General features: G+C 37.5%; 8 protein-coding genes and 1 other RNA gene. 5 read left to right on the plus strand and 4 right to left on the minus strand.

Annotated features, from left to right (window positions below):
- Positions 1-52: 52 nt before the first annotated feature.
- The 4 genes from GD597_RS19450 to GD597_RS19465 all read left to right on the plus strand — a co-directional run bounded on the left by GD597_RS19450 (position 53) and on the right by GD597_RS19465 (position 18,246).
- On the plus strand, positions 53-7,711 hold the full coding sequence (locus tag GD597_RS19450; RefSeq protein ID WP_216368635.1) for a SpvB/TcaC N-terminal domain-containing protein: 7,659 nt from the start codon (positions 53-55) through the stop codon (positions 7,709-7,711).
- A gap of 100 nt (positions 7,712-7,811) precedes the next feature.
- Positions 7,812-7,994: a hypothetical protein gene (locus GD597_RS19455; RefSeq protein ID WP_171609583.1), complete on the plus strand. Its 183-nt coding sequence runs from the start codon at positions 7,812-7,814 to the stop codon at positions 7,992-7,994.
- A gap of 65 nt (positions 7,995-8,059) precedes the next feature.
- Positions 8,060-8,545 carry a DUF4231 domain-containing protein gene (locus GD597_RS19460; protein ID WP_171609584.1) on the plus strand — a complete coding sequence of 162 codons (486 nt, stop codon included), beginning with the start codon at positions 8,060-8,062 and terminating at the stop codon, positions 8,543-8,545.
- A gap of 425 nt (positions 8,546-8,970) precedes the next feature.
- The gene (locus tag GD597_RS19465; protein WP_171609585.1) at positions 8,971-18,246 is read left to right on the plus strand and encodes a Tc toxin subunit A-related protein; all 9,276 of its coding nucleotides are present in this window, start codon (positions 8,971-8,973) and stop codon (positions 18,244-18,246) included.
- A gap of 392 nt (positions 18,247-18,638) precedes the next feature.
- On the opposite strand, the gene GD597_RS19470 is transcribed toward GD597_RS19465, so the two are convergent.
- Together GD597_RS19470 and ssrA are read right to left on the minus strand one after the other, a co-directional pair.
- Positions 18,639-18,830, minus strand: a complete 192-nt coding sequence (locus tag GD597_RS19470; protein ID WP_171609586.1) for a hypothetical protein — start codon at positions 18,828-18,830, stop codon at positions 18,639-18,641.
- 200 nt (positions 18,831-19,030) lie between these two features.
- Positions 19,031-19,403, minus strand: a transfer-messenger RNA (tmRNA) gene (ssrA, locus tag GD597_RS19475).
- A 230-nt stretch (positions 19,404-19,633) separates the two neighbouring features.
- Here ssrA and GD597_RS19480 point away from each other — a divergent pair.
- Positions 19,634-21,436, plus strand: coding sequence for a MutS-related protein (locus tag GD597_RS19480; RefSeq protein ID WP_171609587.1), 1,803 nt, complete (start codon positions 19,634-19,636; stop codon positions 21,434-21,436).
- Between the two features lie 125 nt (positions 21,437-21,561).
- On the opposite strand, the gene rseP is transcribed toward GD597_RS19480, so the two are convergent.
- Together rseP and GD597_RS19490 are read right to left on the minus strand one after the other, a co-directional pair.
- Positions 21,562-22,908 carry an RIP metalloprotease RseP gene (gene rseP / locus GD597_RS19485; protein ID WP_171609588.1) on the minus strand — a complete coding sequence of 449 codons (1,347 nt, stop codon included), beginning with the start codon at positions 22,906-22,908 and terminating at the stop codon, positions 21,562-21,564.
- Positions 22,909-23,027: 119 nt separating this feature from the next.
- The gene (locus tag GD597_RS19490; RefSeq protein ID WP_171609589.1) at positions 23,028-24,188 is read right to left on the minus strand and encodes a 1-deoxy-D-xylulose-5-phosphate reductoisomerase; all 1,161 of its coding nucleotides are present in this window, start codon (positions 24,186-24,188) and stop codon (positions 23,028-23,030) included.
- Positions 24,189-24,315 lie beyond the last annotated feature (127 nt).

Genomic DNA, 24,315 nt, shown 5'->3' on the forward strand with positions numbered 1-24,315 from the left:
TTTACCAGGAATTTATTTTTTGCTACCAAAATAATTTCACACAAATTATAATATGCAGGCTAACTCTGTCAGCGGGTCATCAGACTCCGCAATGGGCGATTCTACATCAGGAAATTCTCAATTCCTAAAAACTGATGGAGGAAAAACCAAATCAAATGCAATTGATGTACCCTCCATTTCTTTGCCCAAAGGCGGCGGTGCAATAAAAGGTATTGATGAAAAATTTTCTGTAAATGCAGTAAACGGTACCGCCTCCTTTTCTATTCCACTCCCCTTTTCTCCTGCAAGAGGTGCTTCGCCTTCACTTTCGCTTTCTTATAATTCAGGTGCAGGAAACAGCATTTTTGGTTTAGGCTGGAATATTAGTTTGCCTTCTATCAAAAGAAAAACCGATAAAGGATTACCTCAATATTTTGATAGCATTGATTCAGATACTTTTCTTTTTTCAGAAGCAGAGGACCTGGTGCCGGAATTTAAAAAAGAAACTGATGGCAGTTTTTCAATAGATGGAAACGGGGATTATGTCATTAATGAAAAAACTGCTGCAGATGGATTGCACAGTATACGCTTTTACAGGCCACGTATTGAGGGGCTTTTTGCAAGGATAGAACGATGGACAGAAAAGCTAACCGGGATAATTAAATGGCGCATTATTACCAGGGATAATGTTACCAGCCTTTTTGGTTGGACCAACAATGCTGTGGTGGCTAACCCTGCTGATAATAAAAAAATATTTGAATGGTTGCCTGAATTTGTATTTGATGATAAAGGAAATTGCTGCCAATACATTTACAAAAGCGAAGATGAAATTGGTTTTGACAAGTCTCTGCTGCATCATAAAAACCGTTTTCAAAACGGTCGACTCACTTACACAAATATTTACCCTGATAAAATTTTATACGGCAATAAAACACCGTATAAAAAAATTGAAGATGATTTTCCGGGAACAGCAGATTACCTGTTTGAAACTGTGTTTGATTATGGTACATTGCAAACTGGTGATGCAGTTGATACATTCAAATACTGGGATTTTCGTACCGATGCTTTCTCCGATTACAAAGCCGGTTTTGAAATAAGGACAACAAGGCTTTGCAAAAGGGTTTTGTTGTTGCATCATTTTAATGGAACTGGTGAATATGATGGGCTGGTAAGGTCGGTTAATTTAGAATATGATACAGCCACCCAAAAAGATTTTACATTTTTAAAATCAGTTACTTCTTTTGGGTATATCAAAAAAGAAGATGGCACCTATAGCAGCAAAAACTTTCCTGCTGTTGAATTTCAATATCAAAAGCATGAATGGAACAGTGAAGTAAACACAATTGCAGCAGAAGAATTGATCCATGCACCATCAGGGCTTGATGGCGCTGGGTACCAGTTTACAGATTTATTTAACGAGGGTTTATCTGGTATGCTTACGGAGCAAGCCAACGGTTGGTATTATAAACATAACCTGGGTGGTGGAAAATTTGAACGGGCAAAATTGGTTACACCCAAACCTACGTTTGCCGGTCTGGGCAGCCAGTTGCAGTGGGCTGATTTGAATGCCGATGGTGGTAAACAACTGGTGAATTTTGCAAATGAACCCAAAGGGTATTTTGAACTGGATGAGGATAATGAATGGCAGCCATTTCAATATTTTAAAAATCTGCCGAATATTAATTTAGGTGATTCCAATACAAGAATGCTTGATTTAAATGGTGATGGCAAACCGGATATTTTAATTTCAGAAGACCATGTTTTTTCATGGTACCCTTCATCAGGCAAAAATGGTTACGAGACTGTTCAAAAAACAGTTAAGCCTTTTGATGAGGAAAAAGGACCGCATGTTGTTTTTGCTGACCTAAAGCAAACTGTTTTTCTGGCTGATATGAGCGCTGGAGGAATGACAGATATTGTACGCATCCGCAATGGTGAAGTATGCTACTGGCCCAATCTTGGATATGGAAAATTTGGTGCAAAAGTGGCAATGAACAATGCTCCCATCTTTGATCATCCTGATACTTTTAATCCATCGTACATCAGGCTGGCAGATATTGATGGCTCAGGTACAACAGATATTATTTACCTCGGCAAAAACAAATTCACCTGCTGGATGAATCTGAGCGGCAACAGTTTCAGCGGGGAAGTATTTGAAATAAATTCATTTCCGGCCATTGACAGTGAAGCAATGGTTACGGTTGCCGATTTATTGGGTAATGGTGTGGCTTGTATCGTATGGTCTTCTGCCTTGCAAAAAGATGCAACTGCCTCTATCAAATACATTGACCTCATGAAAAGTAAGAAGCCCCATATCATGGTTTCTTATAAAAATAATTTGGGTAAGGAGACTTACTTTGAATACACAGCTTCAACAAAATTTTATATAGAAGATAAATTAGCAGGAAAACCATGGGTTACAAAATTGCATTTCCCTGTTCATTGTATTTCAAAAACTACAACAGAAGATAAAATATCGGGCTACAAATTTGTGAGTGAATACAAATACCATCATGGCTATTTCGATCATGCAGAAAAAGAGTTCAGAGGGTTTGGCATGGTGGAACAAATAGATGCGGAAATATTTGAGCATTGGCAAAAGAGTGGCGCAACAAATATTACCGATGCTACTTTACATCAAGAACCTGTTGTTTCTAAAACATGGAACCATACAGGAGCTTTTTTGCATAAAGATAAAATACTCAATCAGTTTGCCAAAGATTATTGGTATGAAGAAATGCAAAGGCAAGGTTTTGTTGTAACCCACCATGAAGTTGCCCTACCCGATGCAAGATTGGTTGCCGCATCAGGGATAGACCCAACAATAATTAGCCATCTTTCTGCCCAGGAATGGCGGGAAGCACTAAGAGCCTGCAAGGGAATGGGGCTACGCTCTGAAGTGTTTGCCAGGGATGCCATTAAATTTGGTAATACCGATGAGGCAAGAAAAAAAGAACTTACTCCTTATACTGTTTCTACACATAATTGTTTAATTGAATTGTTGCAACCCAAAGGCAAAAACAAGTTCGCTGTTTTTACAGTAAAAGAAAGTGAGGCCATTAGTTATAGCTATGAAAGAAATACTGAAGATCCAAGAATTGCACATAGCCTGAATATTAAATTGGATGAATATGGCAATGTATTGGAATCAGCAGCAATAGTATATCCAAGGCTTATTGCAGATGTATCAATGCCTGAAGCTGTGCAACAGGAACAAGCTAAAACAATTATCAGTTATACGCAAAACGAGTTTACAAATGATGTAGTAAATGAGGAAGCTTATCGTTTGCGTTTGCCTGCTGCAACAAAAACATTTGAATTAAAAGGTGTGGGTAAAACAGGTTCATTTTACTCAATGAATGATTTTGAAAATATTCTCGATCTCGCAAATGAAGTTCCCTATCAACAGGTAAACACAGAACCAACAGATGGCATTCCCCAAAAAAGATTGATTGAACAGGTTCGCATTAATTACCGCAATAATGACTTGGTAAATATTTTGCCATTGCACCAATTACAATCGCTGGCAATGCCTTACGAAAGTTTTCAGTTGGCGTTTACACCTGAATTGCTTACAGATATTTATGGTGATAAAGTAAATGATGGTCTTCTAACTGAAAGTAAATTCATTCATAGCGAAGGCGATAATAATTGGTGGATACGTTCAGGTACTACACAATTTATACAGGACACTGAAACAGCTGCAGATGCACAAAACCGTTTTTATCTGCCGCTTTCATATACCGATCCTTTTGGCTCCACTACCAAAGTAAGATACTATAGCAATTATTTTCTATTTGCAGAACAAACAGAAGATGCGCTTGAAAATAAAGTTACTGTTGATGTCTTTAATTTTCGTACCCTTTCGCCTCAGCGGATGAGGGATGCCAACAACAATATTTCAGAAACCATTGCAGATGAATTGGGTTTAGTAAAAGCCATGGCTGTTTTTGGAAAAGGAGATCAAGCCGATGATTTGGACGGATTAACTGAATTTACTGAACAGACTGAAAAAGATTTGATTCAAGAATTTTTTAATGTGCCTGAGTTAGGTAATGGCATTGATGATTCAGTAACCCTGCACCAAAAAGCAAAACAATTATTGCAGCATGCCTCTGCCCGTTTTGTGTACGATTTTGAGGTGTACCAAAACACAGGCAAACCTGCTGTTGTTTCTTCCATTGTGAGAGAAACACACTTTAGAAAAGATGAAGCAGCATTAAATCCTGAGAGTAAACTGCAGCTTGGTTTTGAATATTCAAACGGGCTTGGGCAAGTGTTGATGAAAAAAGTGCAGGCAGAACCTGGCGTAGCAAAAAAAGTAACTATTCAACCAGATGATATTGTAACAGTTGAAAACGTTGATACTTCAACAAGTAATCCAGTACAGCTCCGCTGGGTCGGCAATGGTAGAACTATCCTGAATAATAAAGGCAACCCGGTAAAACAATACGAACCCTATTTTTCGGTAACAAACGGGTATGAAGATGTTAAAGAACTCGTGGAAACAGGGGTAACACCCATCATGTATTACGATGCGGCGGGACGATTGATCAAAACCGAAATGCCGGATAATACTTTTTCCAAAGTGGAATTTGACAGTTGGAAGCAGTTGACCTATGATGCCAATGATACTGTGATGGAAAGCAAATGGTACACTGACCGGATAAATAATTTAATAGATGATGTTTTGAAAGATTCGGTTAAAGAAAAAGATGCGGCACAAAAAGCAGCATTGCATTTCAACACACCGGCAACCATTCACCTGGATACATTTGGCAGGCCATGCAGTACTATTGCACATAACAAGAGAAAGGACTTTGGCAGCAATACAATCATAGAAGAATTTTATACCAGCCTTGCAGTACTGGATATGGAAAGTAACCTGCGAAAAGTAATTGATGCCGCGGGCAATACGGTAATGGCTTATAAATATGACATGCTGGGAAACATGTTGTATCAAAACAGTATGGATGCAGGCGAAAAATGGATGCTGAACGACTGCATGGGCAAGCCTGTATATGCCTGGGATGCAAAGGGACATGAGTTTGCAACTACTTATGATGAACTGCACAGACCGCTGACTTCCTTGCTGATCAATGAAGGCAATACCATAATTACAGGAAGACAGGAATATATTGACACAAAAGATTTAAACCCTGCGGAATTATTAGCGCAACAAAACTTAAATTTCATTGGCTCATCTCCTGTTCAATACGACAGTGCCGGAATTACAAGAGTTAGAAAACTTGATTTTAAAGGAAACCCTTTAGAAAGCTCCAGGCAGTTATGTAAAGATTACAAAACAATTCCCGATTGGACAACTATTGCAGTCATTGAAATGGAGGATGAAATATTTATTTCCTCCGGTGAATTTGATGCGCTGAACAGGCCTTTACAAATACGCACACCACATACAGAAGTTATACCTGCATCTGTGATGCTGCCTGTTTATAATGAAGCCGGGGTTTTGGATGGTATGAACGCACATTTAAGAGGCAATGTTGACGCAACCGTTTTTGTTACCAATATATATTACGATGCCAAGGGGCAAAGAGAAACTATTTACTATGGCAACAATTCCCTTACCAGATATACCTACGATAACAAAACCTTCCGCCTGTTGCGCTTGCTAACTACAAGCAACAATGGCACAAATATTTTACAAGACCTGCGCTATACATACGACCCGGTTGGCAATATTAGTTTTATAAAAGATAATGCACAACCAACTGTTTTTTACAACGGGCAGGAAATAAAACCAGAAAATAATTATGAGTATGATGCCATTTACCAGTTAGTATATGCCAGTGGCAGAGAGCATATAGGTCAAAATAAAGTAAACGAAAACAACCGCGACAACAACAGAAATTTTCCTTTTCAACTGGAAACTTCTCCAACTAATGTAAATGCACTACGAAAATACACCCAGCAATATTTGTACGATGCTGTAGGTAATATTCTAAAAATGCAACATAGAGCTAAAGACGGAGACTACACCAGAAAATATTGGTACAATAACAACGATGCCCACCGCAATGAACTAAGCATTGATGCCACCACTATAAAAAACAACCAACTGCTGCAAACACAAATTGCCGATACCACAACCCGTTACACACACGACATACAGGGCAATATGCTGAACCTGCCGCATTTGATGGGCATGGTATGGAATTACAAAGACCAGTTGGAACAAATTGATTTGGGCGGCGGCGGCAAAGCCTTTTATGTATATGACGGAGGCGGACAAAGAATAAGAAAAGTAATTGAAAAAAATGGTTTGAAAGAAGAACGTTTGTATTTGGGTGCAGTGGAAGTATTTAGAATAAAAAATAGTGCAGGTGATACAGTAAAGCAAACAGACACCCTGCATTTGATGGATGATAAAAGCAGGATTGCTATGGTGGAAACACCAGTGATTACAGATGATTTTGAAGAGCAACAAGTGATACGTTTTATTTATGGCAACCACCTTGGCTCCTCTTCTTTAGAATTAAATGAAAACGCCGTTACCATCTCTTACGAAGAATACCACCCTTATGGCACTACTAGTTTTAGCGCTACCAACAGTGATATTAAAGCAGCGGCCAAACGTTACCGCTATACCGGAATGGAAAGGGATGAAGAAAGCGGTATGGCTTACCATATTGCCAGGTATTATTTGAATTGGCTGGGGCGTTGGTTGAGTGCGGACCCTATTGGGATTGGCGGAGGATTGAATAGCTTCCGATATGTTCAGAATAGAGTATTAATTTCTTGTGATACTTCCGGAACGGAAGACGAATCAGTTATTGTGCATGATGATGAGATTGGGCAAACCTATTCAATTGATAGACCAAGACAAAGCAGAGCTTCAGTTGATCCTGAACCACGGTATAATTCATCGGAAACCTACGAAGGATATAGTATTGAGCCTGAAGAAGCTTCCGCCCCCGTAGCATCAGTTTTCAGACGCAAATCAAAAGCTTCTGATCAAACGGCTACTGATCAATTTAAATCATCAGATATATCTGTTTCTACTGACTTAGGCCTTAAATCTACTTTAAATAATTTAACACAATCAGATTTAGAAGTAACCCAAAACCAAAATATATCAATAGCAGGCCGTGATGGTTGGCGAAGTGGATTTCGTTTTCGAATTAGACCAGAATGGAGATCTTTAATATATGATAGCAAGAAACCTGGTGAATATTTCAAAAGCGAAAAAAAAACAGGAATGGAATTAGAGTTATTTAATTATAGACGTTCAATTATTGATCAATCAATTATTGATACTGATCACTTTGATTTAAGGTTTCAAGCGCTTTCAGTTAGTTTTACATCTGGATTAAAAATATCACCTGATGCAATAGATTTAGGAGCATCAGTTGGATTTACAGCAGCAAGCCTACAATCATCCATTGGAGTAGAGAATTTAAAACTTTCGGGTTCATTTGAAACTGGGCTTAAAGGCTCATTTGCTACAGACTTTAGCGCGAAAAAAGGAATCAAACTAAAATTTCAATTGGTAGTTGGTGTAGGAGGCTCTGTTAATGTTGAAGTAAATCCAGTTGGAATAGTAGGTGATGGTTACAAAGCTGCGTCTACTATAACTGATTATTATGTGGAGGAACATTTGACAGATATTGAAAAGCGAATGTTTGAAGGAATGAATCCCGAGAAAAGTTATAATAATACTTTTAAGAATGAGGATGACCCCAATTATTCTCCTTATTCATGGAAACAGTAATGCTTATCAATGTGTTCAAATGTACTCCCAATTGGGGCAAGGTCCGCTTGTGTCCACAATGAAAACTACAACTATTTACACAAACAATAAAACCAGAAAAATGCCAAATGATACCACACAAACCGAAGCCAAACTCTCCCTCTGGAAATATTTTACCGATGATGCTGCTATTGTCGGAATCAGGATTTTTGGAATAAGAGGATTAACAGGATTAATAAAAGTTGAAATAGGAAAAGGAAATCAATTCCCAAACTGGCGCAAGAGCGAGGCAAATGAAATATAGGTTGGCATCTTGTGCCATTGTAGAATAGGTAATATGCAAGAACCGAATATTAAAATAAAAGATAAATGCCAGATAAAAAACCAACAAGTGTTTACTTATTGAATACTGCGCTGACCCAGGATGAAAAAACGATGCTTGTTAATGCAGAATTTAACAGGCTGCTCAATCATTTTGATTCAAAAGCCGATAGGGCCAAAACAAATTTCCATTTCTATAAATACAGCAGCATTGTGTTGGCGGCATTTACCACCATCGTTTCATCATTGCAGGTTATTTACCCAACCAATTTTCCGCAATGGATATTACCCGTTGTAAGTGCGGCGGCAACAGTTGCCGTTGCTTTTCTCGGCGCTTCCAGTGCACAAAGGATCTGGATCAATTCAAGAACAACCGGGCAACAACTGCAGGCGGAGAAATTTTTATTCAATCAACAGGCAGGCAGGTATTATAATATTTCAGCAGAAGAAAGCCTTCGCATATTTTCTGAACGCATGATACAGATATGGAACGAGGGGCATGGCAAATGGGAGCAAACGGTTAATGAAGGATAATTACTTAGTAGCTAATCATCTTTACGCTGTTGGCACCAACAACGACTGGATAAGAAAGACGGGAGATATTTTTGTACCAAACCGCAGATCAATAATTTGGCTTTGGTTGCGTCGCACACTGCATCGTCTTTTTCTTTGATGGGCTGAGTAGCAGCTTTGGTGTAGGATAAGTTTATTTACTGTATTGGCACCGGCTGTTGCAAATGATGCCATAGGTTATGCCGATGAAAGGATTGCGACGCAAGGAACGATGCCATTAATTATTGTAGCTTGTATCAAGCTATGTATTGTATCGTTCACAAGAACAAATAAATAATAAAAGATGCCGAAGTAAAATATGTACTGGTCTTTTGATCGTAGTAACCGCCTAACGCATACGCACATTATCATTAAATAATTGAATAAAACTTTAAAAGATAAATATCATGGCAACAACACTCAAGCACCAAAATCCCAACACTGTTCTCGGTAAAGTAACGGATAGCAACGGCAGGCCATTGGCAAACCTCAAAGTTGTCATTTATGATGTAGATATGCGTGAGTGGCAGGCACTGGCTGATACATTTACGAGTAAAGAAGGTAAATACGAACTTCAATGGACGCATGAGCAGCTTAGTGGTCGTGGAAAAATGGAAGCGGATATTGCTGTAAAACTTTTTACCAAAGAAAAAGGCACAGAACTCTTTAAATCTAATATGGATGAAGTGCGGTTCAACGCTTCTGATAGAGAAGAAATTAATATAATTATAGGGCAAGCTTTGCCAAAGGAGGTGGTAGAATTTGACTTTCTGGTGAAACAAATTTCCTTTCTGGCCAATAAAGTTGCCATTGCCGATTTGCAGGAAAATAAAGAACACCGGGATATTACTTTTCTTTCAAAGGAACTGGAAGTGGCTGCTGAAAAGATTGAGCATTTGGTTGTTGCCTATCGATTACAAAAATTGTCAAAAATAGATGCTGCCTTCTTTTATGCCTTGTTTCGTAAGAATACTTTACTCCATAACGATTTTGCAAATAACCTGCATGCAAGGCTCTCAATAGGTATTGGTGTGGAAGATATAACCCTGTTATACGATGCAGCCATTGCTGACCGCAAAAAAATTGAAGCCGATATAAAAATTGCTATAGAAGAAAAAATTGTTTCACCGACAGAAGCAAAAAACGTTAAACGCAACCTGGAAATCCTTTCTCAATACAAAGAAAAAGCAACAGCATATTATAAAAACGAACACCCTAAAAAAGCAATTAACCTGCTCACCAACTTTTTTAAAGAAGGAAAGCTGGAAGAGGTTCAAGAATTATTTACTGAAAACAAGAATGACCTGAATACTTTTTTTGATAAAGTAACCGATCCTGCTTTTTATGCAACAAAGGAGAAAGAAAAAGATGGAAAGACTTCTATTGAAATGGGAAAATTTTTTGGTTTCGGCAATGAAATAATTCCTCAAATAGCCAAATCAAAAGGGCTTAAAAAACCTGAAGATGTAAGAAAACTGGCTAAACTAAATAAGGGGGAATGGGTTGCAGAAATTACCAAAGCAAGACCTGATTTAAAGGACAAACAGCTTATCAGCACATATGCCTCGGCAATGGTGAGGAAAATGGAAAAAGAATTTCCAACGATGGCTTTTGCCGCACAATTGGAAAGAGCCAAAAAACCAGTGGTAAAAAATCAGGATATAATTGTTTCATTTTTCAACAAGCACGAGGATTTTGATTTAATGAAACATAATGTAGATTTATTTCTAAAAGAAAAGAAGATTGCCACGAAGGATAAAGAGGTTATTAATGAAGAAATAAAGTCTGTTCAACGGGTTTTTAAATTAGTGCCGAATTATAGCAAAACAATGGCTTTGAGGAGTCAAAATATCCACTCATCGCAGAGTATTGTTGCTATTGGTGAAACCCGGTTTGTAAAAGAAGTGGCATTTAAAGCGGGGATTGAAGAAAAAGAAGCCAAAGAAATTTACCGCAAGGCAGAAACCAAACATACCGCTGCCATACTGATGGTAGGCGACCTGCAGGATAGTATGAGTGTGATGGATATTGCATCTTTTGAAACCACCACTTTAGCAAAAAAATTAGAAGCTGTAAGCAAAGATTTCCCGAATCTGAAATCGCTTTTCAAACTCGTTGATACCTGCGAGTGCGAACATTGCCGTTCGGTGTATAGTCCGGCTGCTTACTTAGTAGAGATTTTGCAATTTTTAGATAAGCGAATGGTAGTTGCCAACAATGCAAAAAGTGTGTTGTTTACAAGAAGACCGGAATTAGGTGAAATTGATCTTGGTTGTGCCAATGCCAACACGCCTGTAAAGTACATTGATTTGGTGTGTGAAATATTAGAGGAAGCAGTTGCGCCAGATACTGGTATCAGTTATTCAGGTGTGCTTTCAGATGGGGCAGACGCTTTGAAAGGCAAGATATCGAATGACTTGCTAATTACCTTAACAACTGCTGGCCTTAAAGTAACTGCTGATGCTTTGATTTTTGAAACAGAATCTTCAACATCTCGACAGCATTACCTTAGAGATAAAAGTCTTGTTTGCAAAATTGAAAATACTGGAGGGAATAACTACAAAGTATTTCGTTTGCGGCAAACTTTTGGTACAGCAGCAGAGTTGGATGCAGCACCGGAATATGTAAATGTTGGTGCCTACGATGAATTGAGAAATAAATCCTTTGCCTTTAAGCTTCCTTTTGATTTACAACACACAGAAGCCAAAGCATACCTCAGTCGCTTTGATGTAAACAGAGCTGATTTGATGAAAGCTTTTCAAAGTGCTGCCATCCCATCTGATGAAAGTATTGCCGCTGAAAGATTGGGTTTAACCGATGCGGAAAGAAAATTAATTACCCTCACTCCGGTACCCAATGACAATGCTGCTCAACAAACATTTTGGAATGTTCCAGCTACCGGCAATGTAGTACACCATTTAAAACAGGTTGATCACTTTCTTGATAGAACCGGACTTACGTACAAGGAATTGGACTTGTTATTGAAACTGAAATTCATAGATAAGAACGGGAATCTATTTATCAAACACAATGATTTATCCTGCGATACCGCAACAAAAGAAATCGCCCATTTAGATTTGGATGCTTTGGATAGAATCCATCGTTTCCTTCGATTACAAAAGAAAACCGGATGGAAGTATGAAACTTTGAATGAAATCATTTCACAAGGGAATCTTGGAGCAGGAAATCTAAATGATGCTTGCCTTATAAAAGCGGCTCAGTTGAAAGAAATTTCAGAGAAGGCAAATATTAAAATAGAAGAATTAATCGGATGTTTTGGAGAATTACCCAATTTAGTATTACAAGAAGATGGACTAAAACCACTTTACTATCAAGTGTTTCTTAACAAAGCAAAAAATGGAATACTGGATGAGGGTCTATTTCCCATAAAAGTAAATGGATCGCAATTGTTGAGTACCTACAATGGCTATATAGCTACCTGCCTTCAATTGAAACAAACAGATTTGGAATTCATCACGCCATTACTTCCTGATGGTAAGCTAACGTTCTCTAATTTAAGTTTTCTTTTTGCTGCTTCACGTCTGATAAAAATACTCAAATTAAAAGCAGAGGACTTTGCAATAATTCAGAAACTAAGCGGAATAGATATTTCAGATGGTCCTGATAAAACTATAGAATTTCTGACAGTCGTAGATGATTTTAAAAAATCACCTTTAAAGGCGATTGATGTCAGGTTCATATTAAACCATGAAGCCGAAAACCTCAGCGACCGGGAAATAAAAGTTACAAAAATTGAAGAGTTGTTGGGTAAGATAAAACTCGAATACGAAAAAATTAATGAGGAGCAGAAGTCAAAATTTGATAACAAGCTTTCGGCAGAAGAGCAGAAGGAAACGTTGATTAATGTTTTATCCCAATTAGAAAATGTTGAAGAAGGAGATGTTAAAACAATAGTTAAGTTGCTTGATAAAGAATTGACGGATGTAATTGATGCTGCAGGAATTAAAACAATTATTGATACTAAGTTTGATAAAGCCATCATTAGAACCAACATTAACATTGCTATTGATGCACTGGATGCATTGGCCAATGGGGTAGATGCTAGTAATGAGCAAAAGAATTTAGTGCAAGCATTATTTGATTCCATTTCCGATTTCCAAATCGCAAAAGGAAAACAGGTGGTCTTGGAGCAATCAATATCTATTAGTTTTAAGATAGATTTGTCTTTAATTAGAATAGTTCTACAGTTTGCCCAACTCAAACAACTTACTCCGGGAACAGATTTTGCTTCTGTGTTACTTATAGACAGTTTTGACAACGCAATAACTCCTGCTAATTATCCAAAACAATATGCATCCATTAGGTTATTGCATAAAATGTTTGCTTTGTTAAATGCGTTTAAATTAAGCAACACAGAAGTTGAATGGTATTTTAAAAATAATGCTAACGCAGCTTTGAGTTGGCTGGAGTTTGACAGCATTCCTTATGAATCAGGACAAACGGCTATTACTTTTTCAAAGTATTTAGAATTTTTAACCACAGTTTCTTATTCAAAACAATTCACTCCTGTTGTAAATCCTTCAGACGCAGAGAGGCCAATTAGTTATTTTACAATTGCTGAGATTGTTTTACCCGGAGCTTCAGCCAATAGGGATGAATTCCTAAATACCCTGGCTTTATTGACCGACTATACAAAAGAAGATTTGGATGCAATTGATGCTCATCTTTTCGCAGCTTTCGATATAAGCAATTATAAAAATTCAGAAACTTGGAGAAGAGTATTTGAGTGTGCGGATTTTACCAGAAAAATTGGTGCAACCGTTGCTCAAATAAAAAGATACATCAACCCGATTCTTACTGCAAATGAGGTAAGTGATTTGCGGGCAACATTAAAATCACGCTATGATGAAGACACATGGCTTAGCACTTTAAAAGAAGTCATGGATAGGATTCGTCCTCAAAAACGAAACGCTTTGGTTGCGTATTTAATGGCTACCAAGCCAGAAATGAAGGATGAGAATGATTTGTATGAGTATTTTTTGGTTGATGTGGAAATGGAGGCTTGCATGCCATCTTCAAGAATCGTTCAGGCTCATAATAGCATCCAACTTTTTGTGCAACGTTGTTTAATGGGATTGGAACGTGATGCCATTGCAAATGTAGATGATGACCCTAACTGGAACCAATGGAAATGGATGAAGAATTACAGGGTATGGGAAGCCAACCGCAAAGTTTTCTTATATCCAGAAAACTGGTATGATGTTACATTGACCGATGATAAAACTTATCTTTTGACAGAGTTCATTAATGAAATTCAGCAAAATGAATTGACCAATGATACTGCAGAGGAAGCCATCAAAAAATATCTTGAGAAGTTAGACAACATTGCTTTTCTGGAAGTAATGGCTACCTGGTACGACGTGCCTACAAGAAATATGCATGTATTTGCCCGCACCAAAGGTGGTGAACCTTCCATTTACTATTACAGGCGTTTTGAAAACGAACGATACTGGAGCCCTTGGGAAAAAGTGGAGTTGGACATTACGGGTAATCATTTGTTGGCATTTATGCGAAACAATAGATTGCATTTGGCTTGGCCTATGTTTAGTGAGGAAGCAAATCCTAACCAAACTTCAAAAATTCCTTCGAGTAATGATCAAGGGACAAGGGTAAAAATAGATAAGCCAGAAATAAAATTAAAGATTCAACTAGCAATTAGCGAATTAAGCAATAAAAAATGGCAGCCAAAGAGAGTTTCCAAGGAATTCATCAAAACCCCGCCCGATCCAGAACCTTATTCCAAAAACACGGTATCGATAGAGGGGTTTAAATTCTTTTATAATGAATCGGTTGATCAAATAGTAGTTTTTAATGAACAAGGAATATATGTGAATCTAAGTTCTGATAGTGTCCATTATCAATATAATACAATAGTTGCTGGAGCATTTGACATAGCTGGTTGCAAAGGATACCCTGAGTTAGCATCTCCCAAACCATATACACTAAACTTCGTACCCAAATTCCTTGATACAAAACTGATTGAACAGCGTTACAAAGAAATGGATTTGATTGCTGGAAATGATTTGTCTTCTTTAAATATTCATGCCCTTCTAAGCGGCAATTATTATACTAAAATACTTGCTCAAACACCTGGAACATTCCGTTTATCCTATCCTCATCAATTCACAAGTATTGATTTGATTGCTTTGATGTTTCAGTTTTTTCAATTGATCATTAATTCTGGAAAACGTGATGATAAAGCAAATAATTTCAAAATCCCATTGGGTACTTTGCTACCATACTTCAAAGAAGACAGTAAGCATTCCTATGTAATTATTCCAGGTTTCTATAAAAAGGAAAAGGATGCGGGTGAATTTTCTAAAACATACACTTTGAATGATAGTGAAAAAAGAACTGCATCGAATGTTTTTCAATTAATAGGTGATATTACCAATTGGTTTAAAAAAATGACATTTGAATTTCAGAATAATCATCCTGCGGATACAGCTACTGCAGTTAAATATATCCTGACTGATGCAGCTTTTCAAGATATATTAAAGGAGCTAAGTAAGTATGCGGATATGGATTTTTTCTTAAATCTTTTTATAGGTAAAAGTGGTGACCCAAAGGTTGATGAATTTTTAAATGAATTGATCGAAGATGAACCGCTGAAATATGGTGAGCAATTTAAGAATATGTACCATCCTTTAGTATGTGCCTTGCGAAGTATTTTGTATAAATCTGGTATTCCGTCTTTGATGAAAAGGGACACACAGATGCAAAAAACAAATTTTGATTTTAAATCCTATTACAATCCCAATGTGCAAATTGTCCCTCAAACATTCGTAAAAAATCCGGATGGAACAGAAACATTAAGCTATACTATTGAAGATATTGATTTTAATAGTGATGGAAGCTACAGTGCATATAACTGGGATTTATTTTTCAGGGTACCGCTTCATATTGCTGGCAGTCTTACCAAGAACCAACGCTTTGAAGAAGCATTGTCCTGGTTTCATTATATGTTCAATCCTACAGGTGCATTACCTGGAAACGGTGTACAAAAATATTGGGTAACTAAACCCTTTTATCTCAATCAGGAAACTGACTATGTAAGTCAGCGTATTGATTCATTGATGTATGCAACAGCAGAATTATCCAATCCTACTATTAAAGAATTAGAATTTGCAATAGAGGAATGGAGAAACAAACCGTTTAGACCAGATGTAATTGCCCGTTTTCGTCCAGTGGCTTATCAGAAAGCTTTGTTGATGAAATATATTGATAACCTCACCGAATGGGGAGATTACTTGTTTAGACAAGACACTATGGAATCCATTGCACAGGCAACGCAGATGTACATTTTAGCGGATAATTTATTGGGACCAAAGCCAAAAATTATTCCTGCTGTTATTAAACAACCGTATGAAACCTATAATCAAATTGAAGCTAAACTGGATAGTTTTGGCAATGCGTTGATAGAATTAGAAAATATTCTTCCAGACTTATCCCTGTTGCCTGAAAGTGGTAATGAATTGCCTTCATCTCCTGTAAACTTAGCTCTTCTTTATTTTTGTATTCCTGCCAATGAAAAAATGTTTGAATATTGGGATCGGGTGGCAGATCGGTTATTTAAAATCAGGCATTGCCAAAATATTGATGGCGTAGAAAGAAGTTTAGCATTATTTGCTCCACCGATTGATCCGGGCATGTTAGTTCGTGCCGCCGCTTCAGGTTTGAATTTATCATCTGTAATTGCAGGATTAAATGCACCAACTCCTTATTATCGTTTTAATATATTGTCACAAAAGGCAACAGAACTTGCCCAGGAGGTAAGAGGCCTAGGAAGCTCATTGCTTCAGGCATTAGAAAAGAAAGATGCCGAAGCTTTAACCTTGCTTAGAAGCGAACTAGAAATAAATGTATTGAATGCTGTTAAAGACATTAAAAGACTCCAGATACTTGAATCAAAAGAACAAATTGAAGTCTTAAAACGGACTAAGAAAGTTACCGAGGAGAGGCAGCAATATTATAATGAAATTGAGTTTATGAATGTTGGAGAAATCACATCCTTAGGTTTGAACGTGATTTCAGGTTACGCATATACAATTGGTTCAGTAATGGAAATGGCTGCTGGAAGCACCGCACTAATACCTGATATTAACATAGGTATTTCAGGAGCCTTTGGTTCCCCCGTAACCGTTTCCAAAGTTACTGGTGGAGAGCAAATATCAAATTCCATTAGTTCATTTGCAAAATCAATATTATTGGGTTCTCAGGTTATAGATAGAATTGCAGGAGGTGTTTCTACAATTGCTAATTACCAAAGGCGTAATGATGAGTGGCAGCTTCAGGAACGCCTTGCCTCAAAAGAAATAGCGTTTATTGACAAACAAATTACTGCAGCTGAAATTCGTAAAGAAATTGCGGAGAGTGACTTAATAAATCATGAATTGCAAATTGATAACGCTAAGAAAACCGACGACTTCATGCGTTCTAAATTCACTAACAAGGAATTGTACGATTGGATGATCGGGCAAATAAGTGCTGTGTATTTTAAATCATACCAACTAGCCCATGACTTTTCCAAAAAAGCAGAACGTTGTTATCGTTTTGAATTGGGCAATGATGACTCTTATATATCATACGGTTATTGGGATAGCATGAAGAAAGGATTACAGTCTGCTGACCATTTGATTCACGACATAAAACGTATGGAAGCAGGTTATCTGGATAAAAACAAAAGAGAATTCGAAATTATCAAACATGTGTCACTTGCATTACTTGACCCATTGGCTTTGGTAAGACTTCGAGCAACTGGTATTTGCGATTTTGAAATACCTGAAGTACTTTATGATATGGATCATCCAGGTCAATATTTCAGACGGTTAAAATCCGTAAGTATAAGCCTTCCATGTATTGCAGGCCCATATACATCAGTTAGTGCTAAACTATCGTTGGTAAATAACCGATACAGGAAAAATACAAACCCTGATAATGCAGCAACAACTGGCTATGCAGAAGACCCTGCCAATGATGAACGTTTTATTTATAATATTGGAGCAATTCAATCCATTGCAACCAGCAATGCTCAAAATGATAGTGGCATATTTGAATTAAACTTTAGAGACGAACGCTATTTACCCTTTGAAAACACTGGTGCAATAAGTAGTTGGAGATTGGAACTTCCAACGGAAATAAAACAGTTTGATTACAATACAATTTCAGATGTTATTGTTCATGTAAAATACATTGCAAGGGAAGGTGGTTCTGGTTTTAAAGACTTGTCGAATATTCTACTTAAAGACCAATTAGCCGCAATCAAACAAGGTTTAAATCAAAATGGTTTGCATATTTCTATCAACATGAAACATGATCTGCCTAACGAGTGGCATCTTTTGAAAATGAATGGAACGATTGATTTGACTATTGATAAATCAAGATTGCCCTACATGGTACAATCATTTGATACTATGTTGGAGATAGAGAGTATAATGTTTGTAGCTAAAGTAGAAGATAATCCGACGGATTTCACAATTAATGTTGCAGATCCGCTACATAGTACTTCCAGTGCTGTAAATCTTTCAAGAGTAGATGAGTTAAACCTGTGTAGAGGAATTAATTCGGATATTGAATTAGGTACTTTATTTGCTCTTTCAGTTTCAAATGCTGACATATTGAAATTGGAGGAGTTACTTTTAATTGTGAAATATCGTTTTTGAATTTTAAGTAATTCATCAAACATTATCCAATTGAAAGTTTCGAAATAGTTTATAAAAAAGCATGCCTGGACTATAAAATATCCGGGCAAGTTCCGATTACTAAAATCTACCTCCCGGGAAATGAAGGACATAAACAGTTATAAAAATTTGAAATTGAATAATATGCAACTATTTGGACCTCCCTTGCATAAATAACAATGGCAGATGATTAATTTTCGGAAATAGGTGATTGACTTTTCGATTAAATCAAAATCACGAGACTAAGCTGCTGAATTTTAAAGTTTAAATTAATATTTTATAAGTATGTTCACGTGAAATCATTTTGACAATTTGCTAATTAAATATCTAACCAAATGTTTGTAAAAATTGGATAGATAGGGTTATAAATATTGTTACCATTTCTCTTTTTCATTATCAATAATCATCTTCAAATCTTTCTCACTGGGTAAATTGATTAAATACTTTGAAACAAATACTTGTTGTGCCAAACCCAATATGGCATATTTTACCAAACCTAATGTGTAATTTTTTTGCTTTTTCAGATAGTAAAGTATGCTAATATTTATCCTAATAAATTTAATCATTTATGAGAAACAAAATTATCAATGAAGTAGAAGTAAAACAAGATTTTTTATATATCAAAAATATTGAAATACAATAAGTTAAGTTAATTCTGGTGAGTAAAGGACCGGGAATTATTGCACAACAGAAATTTGTTATTCTATGTATGTTTTGATAACGCACTAAAAATAAAAATGCCCGCATAAAATTATGCAAGCATTTTTTGTGGAGCTGAGGGGAATCGAACCCCTGTCCAAACACAATCACCATAAGCTTTCTACATGCTTATTTCATTATTGCTTGTCGGCGCTTAACAGGAAACGAACAAACCAATTAAACGCTTAGCTGAATAGTCTTTTGCTACAGTCACAGCCTTCTGCAGCAGCATCCTGTGTTTGTTTTGAGTCGGCGGCGGCGCATGGAAACAGGCTAACCTGCGCGGCGGCCCTAATGACTACTTAATCACTGATTAGGCAGCCATGGCATACTGAGTATTGCCATTTGAGATTTGAATATTCAGATTAAAGTGCTAATTACCCAACGCACTGCATGCTTACACCTACCGTAACCTATGCTGTCAAAACCAGTACAGCCCCAATAAGTTTTACGTAATACGTGTTAAGAAGTAGAATTTTTTTGTACCCGGCTATTGCAAATCTATTTAACATCCTTGCGTCGCACACTTGTACGGCAACAATGCTATGCAGCTGTAAACAGCCTGTACACAATTAATCATCAAAGAACTTTACTGTGCAAAACAGTTGGCAAATGTATAAAACTATTTGCCAATAAATTTCTAATTGATGTTTTATGTAGCTTCATCCCCATGAACAGCAAAGTATCACCAGCAACTATATACCAACAGCACATTGAAAAGTATACAGAACTACTAAAACAATTGCAGCAAAAGCGCAGCCAAATTGGCTGGCTTCGTTTTGCAATAGTTGTATTCACCTCAATTGCCATTTATATAAATATCGATAGCGCCCTTTGGTTAATAATAGCTGTAGGTATAACAGGAATAGCATCGTTTTTATTTATTTTATCAAGGGATGCAGATACAAAAGCTGCCATTGCCAATACCGAAATTTTACTGGCTATTAATCAGGAAGAATTGCAAATTCTTGCCGGTGAATATTATCACCGTTTCGATGGGGCTATTTATTTGCCCGAATTACATGCCTATGCCAACGATCTGGATATTTTTGGGAAAGCCTCCATTTATCAATACATCAACCGTTGCAGTGCACAACAAGGGCAGCAATTATTAGCTTCAAATTTATTGGCTGCTATGCCCAAAGAAAAAATACAAGAGGTGCAGCAGGCGGTAAAAGAACTAACACCTCATATATCATGGCGCCAGCAATTACAGGCTTTTGGATTAGCAAGTCCACTTACTACCCAAACAGAAAAAAGAATTGTTTTATGGTTACAGCAGCCTTATTTGTTTAAACAGGATTACTGGAAAATAATTGTACTTGTTTTCCCGGTGATACCGTTTACGGCATTACTGCTGTATTTAGTAGATATCCTAGATGGGGGTGTTTTTTCGCTGGTATTATTTGCCTGTTATTTATTTGCTTTCAGGCTAAGCAAAACAATTCATGGCACTTATGGACTTTTATCGGGTGTGGTGAAGCAGGTAACAACTATATACAGGCAATTGCAGCATATAGAAAAAGAGCAGTGGAATGCGGCTTATTTACAGCAAATACAGCAATCTGTAAAAAACCAACAGGGCGAGAAACCAGCCACCTCCATTCATTACCTGGTGCAGGTATTAAACCGCTTTGATGTTAGGTTAAATGTTTTTGCATTTTTCTTTTTGAATACATTTTTATTGTGGGATTTAAGGCAATTGCTGGCCCTTAACCGGTGGAAAAAGGAGAATAGTGGGGCCATTCCTGCCTGGTTTGCGGCCATAGCCCAGCTGGAAGTATTAAATAGCCTGGCCTGCTTGTCTTTTAATGAGCCCGATTGGTGCTTTGCCCGCATTGCCGACCACCATTTTGAAGTAGAAGCAGTTGATTTGGGGCATCCATTAATTATGAAAGATAGAAGGGTGAACAATAGTTTTGGCATAAATGGAATTGGGAAAATACATTTAATTACCGGTTCTAATATGGGTGGCAAAAGCACTTTTTTAAGAAGCGTAGGTGTAAATGCAGTATTGGCTTTAATGGGTGCGCCTGTTTGTGCCACCCGTTTTACTATAAGTGTGGTACGTATTATGAGTAGCATGCGCATTGCCGATAACCTGGCAGAAAATACTTCTACATTTTATGCAGAATTAAAAAAACTGAAAGGAATTATTGAGGCGGTAAATGCCGGCGAAAAGGTGTTTATACTTTTGGATGAAATGCTGCGGGGCACCAATTCTTTAGACCGCTACACCGGGTCAAAAGCTTTAATAACCCAATTAATAAAAGACAATGCAGTGGCCATAATTGCTACGCATGATGTGGAACTGGCTTCTATGCAAACAAATTATCGGGAGGCGATTAGCAATTACCATTTTGATGTTCAGGTGGCTAATGAAGAATTGTATTTTGATTATAAGCTTAAAGAAGGTATTTGTACCAGTATGAATGCTTCTGTACTTATGAAGAAAATTGGGATACAGTTGTAGTTATACCTAAAAGGCATTTTCTGCTGCATAGCATTACCGAACGTACAAGAGTGCGACGCAAGTGAAGCAGAAAATTGGTATAAAGCCAGGCTAATAACAACTGTACTGTTATTAGCCTGTATGTTTTATTTGAATAATCTCCAGAAATCGAGACCAAGTGCAAAAGCCATAAGGCTAAGTAACAGTATCATGCCACCCATTTGTGCGTATTCCATAAATTTATCGCTGGGTTTACGGCCACTGATCATTTCAACCAAAGTAAACAGTGCATGCCCGCCATCAAGACCTGGAATAGGCAAGAGGTTCATTATGGCAAGGGCTACGGAAAAGAAGGCGGTTAATGCCCAGAAATTAGCCCAATCCCAATATGAAGAAAACATATTGCCAATGCTGATTACACTACCCAATGATTCACTGGCATTTACCTTACCACTTACCAATAGTTTTAACTGTAACCAATAGGAGGTAAGGGTTTCCAAACCTTTTATAACACCTGCAGGAAAAGATTCGAAGAAACCATAACTGATTTCAGTTACCTGAAACATGGTTTTTGGATCTTTATTCGCAATGCCAATCATACCGGTTAATGGTACTGTTAATGCAGTTTGCAGGGTATCGGTATTACGCACATAGGCAATATTTACCTGCTTGCCTTTATTGGCCGAAATAACTTTCTTGAAATCATTAAAATAAGTGACAGTATTGTTGTTAATGGCAATGATTCTATCGTTTTTAGCCAGTCCGGCCTTTTTGGCAATGGAGGTATCGCCAACAGCATCGATGCCTGTGAATGGCATGCGCAAACCAATAAAACTAATATCGCGGTAAGTAATTAATTTACCTGCAAAGTCTTCAGGGATGGCAATATTTAATTTTTTACCATCACGGTCTACCTCAAAACTTTTTGCTCCATGCAGTACAACTGCCAGGGGAATTTTTGAAAAGCGATCTATGTATTGACCATCAACGGTTAAAATTTTATCGCCATCTTTTAAGCCTATGCTTTGTGCCAAAGAATCGGCGGTAATGCCATAGGTCATTTTATTGGTAGGTATATATGAATCGCCCCATTGCCATAACATCATGGCATATATAAAAAAGGCCAGCAATACATTTACGGTAACACCGCCAAGCATAATAATTAAACGCTGCCAGGCGGGTTTGCTTCTAAATTCGTAGGGTTGTGCAGGGAGTTTTAGTTGTTCTTTATCCATGCTTTCGTCAATCATGCCGCTAATTTTAACATAGCCGCCAAAAGGTACCCAGCCTAAACCATATTCTGTTTCGCCAATACTTTTTTTCCAAATGCTAAACCAGGGGTTAAAGAAAAGATAGAATTTTTCTACGCGGCACTTAAACCAGCGGGCTGTAAGAAAATGGCCCAGCTCGTGCAGGGTTACCAATATGGAGAAAGAAAGAATAAATTGTAAAGTTTTAATTCCAACACCGGCCCAGTCAATCGCTAAAAGCATATTATTTGATTTTCAAATTTTTAATACAGTTGGTTTTTTGCAATGTAAAACCGCCTGTAAACTTGTACAATGATACAAAGGTTAGGGGCAAAAACAAATTAGTTACTAATTTTTAACACCTACATCTGTATTAAAGTGGCTGCGAAGTTACGTGCCTCGCCATCGCTTTCAAAGTATTGTTCCAGCGTTGGTTTGGCTATAAAAGGTATTTTATTCATGGTACGTTCTACCATTTCGGTAATATCTAAAAAGCCAATACGGTTGCGTAAAAAGGCAAATACGGCAATTTCGTTGGCGGCATTTAAAATACAGGGCATATTACCACCTTTTTGTAAGGCATCAATGGCCAATGCCAGGTTGCGAAATGTTTTATAGTCGGGCTCCTCAAAACCCAGTGTGCCGGGTTTTTTAAAATCGTACCGGGGAAATTTACTGCTAATGCGTTGTGGATACGCCAGTGCATATTGAATGGGAAGCTTCATATCGGGCAAACCCATTTGGGCTTTTATGCTGCCATCTTCAAACTGCACCATACTGTGTATAATGCTTTGCGGGTGAATAACCACCTGCACCTGTTCAGGCTGCAGGTTAAACAACCATTTGGCTTCAATCATTTCCAGCCCTTTATTCATTAGGGTGGCAGAATCGATGGTTATTTTGGCGCCCATGGTCCAATTAGGGTGTTGCAGGGCATGATCTCTTTTTACATTTACCAAAAAATTGGGCTTTTTACCCAGAAATGGTCCACCGCTGGCGGTAAGTATTACTTTTTCAATTTTATTGCGGCCTTCGCCAACCAGACATTGAAATATGGCTGAGTGCTCACTATCCACAGGAATAATGGCTGCTTTGTTTTCAGCCGCTTTTTTCATTACAATATCGCCGGCTACTACCAGTGTTTCCTTATTAGCCAATGCAATGGTTTTGCCATTTTCTATTGCGCTTAGGGTAGATTTTAAACCTGCAAACCCAACAATGGCGGCAATCATAATATCATAGCAATCCATAGAAGCTACTTCTTCCAGGGCTTCTTCGCCGGCAAAAACCTTTACATGGGTTTTAGAAAGGGCTTCTTTTACCGACTGATATTTTTTTTCATCCCCAATTACTACCATATTGGGGTTAAATTTCAGGGCTTGCGCTATCAGTAAAGTATCGTTGGTATGCGCCGTAAGTATTTCTACCGAAAATTTATCGGCGTGAGCTTCTATCACCTCCAGTGCCTGTGTGCCTATTGAACCTGTTGAGCCAAATATGGCAATTCGTTTTAGTTGAGACATGCTTTTTATGGTTAGTCTTTTTTTACAATGTTGGTAAAGGTAACAGAAATACCCACTTGGCTAAAAGTGAATTGGTAGTTTTCCGTTTCATGAAATTGTTATTAATAAGATTTCAAATTAAAATTTG

The organism is Limnovirga soli (assembly GCF_013106755.1).
In the GTDB taxonomy this organism is placed as follows: Bacteria; Bacteroidota; Bacteroidia; order Chitinophagales; family Chitinophagaceae; genus Limnovirga; species Limnovirga soli.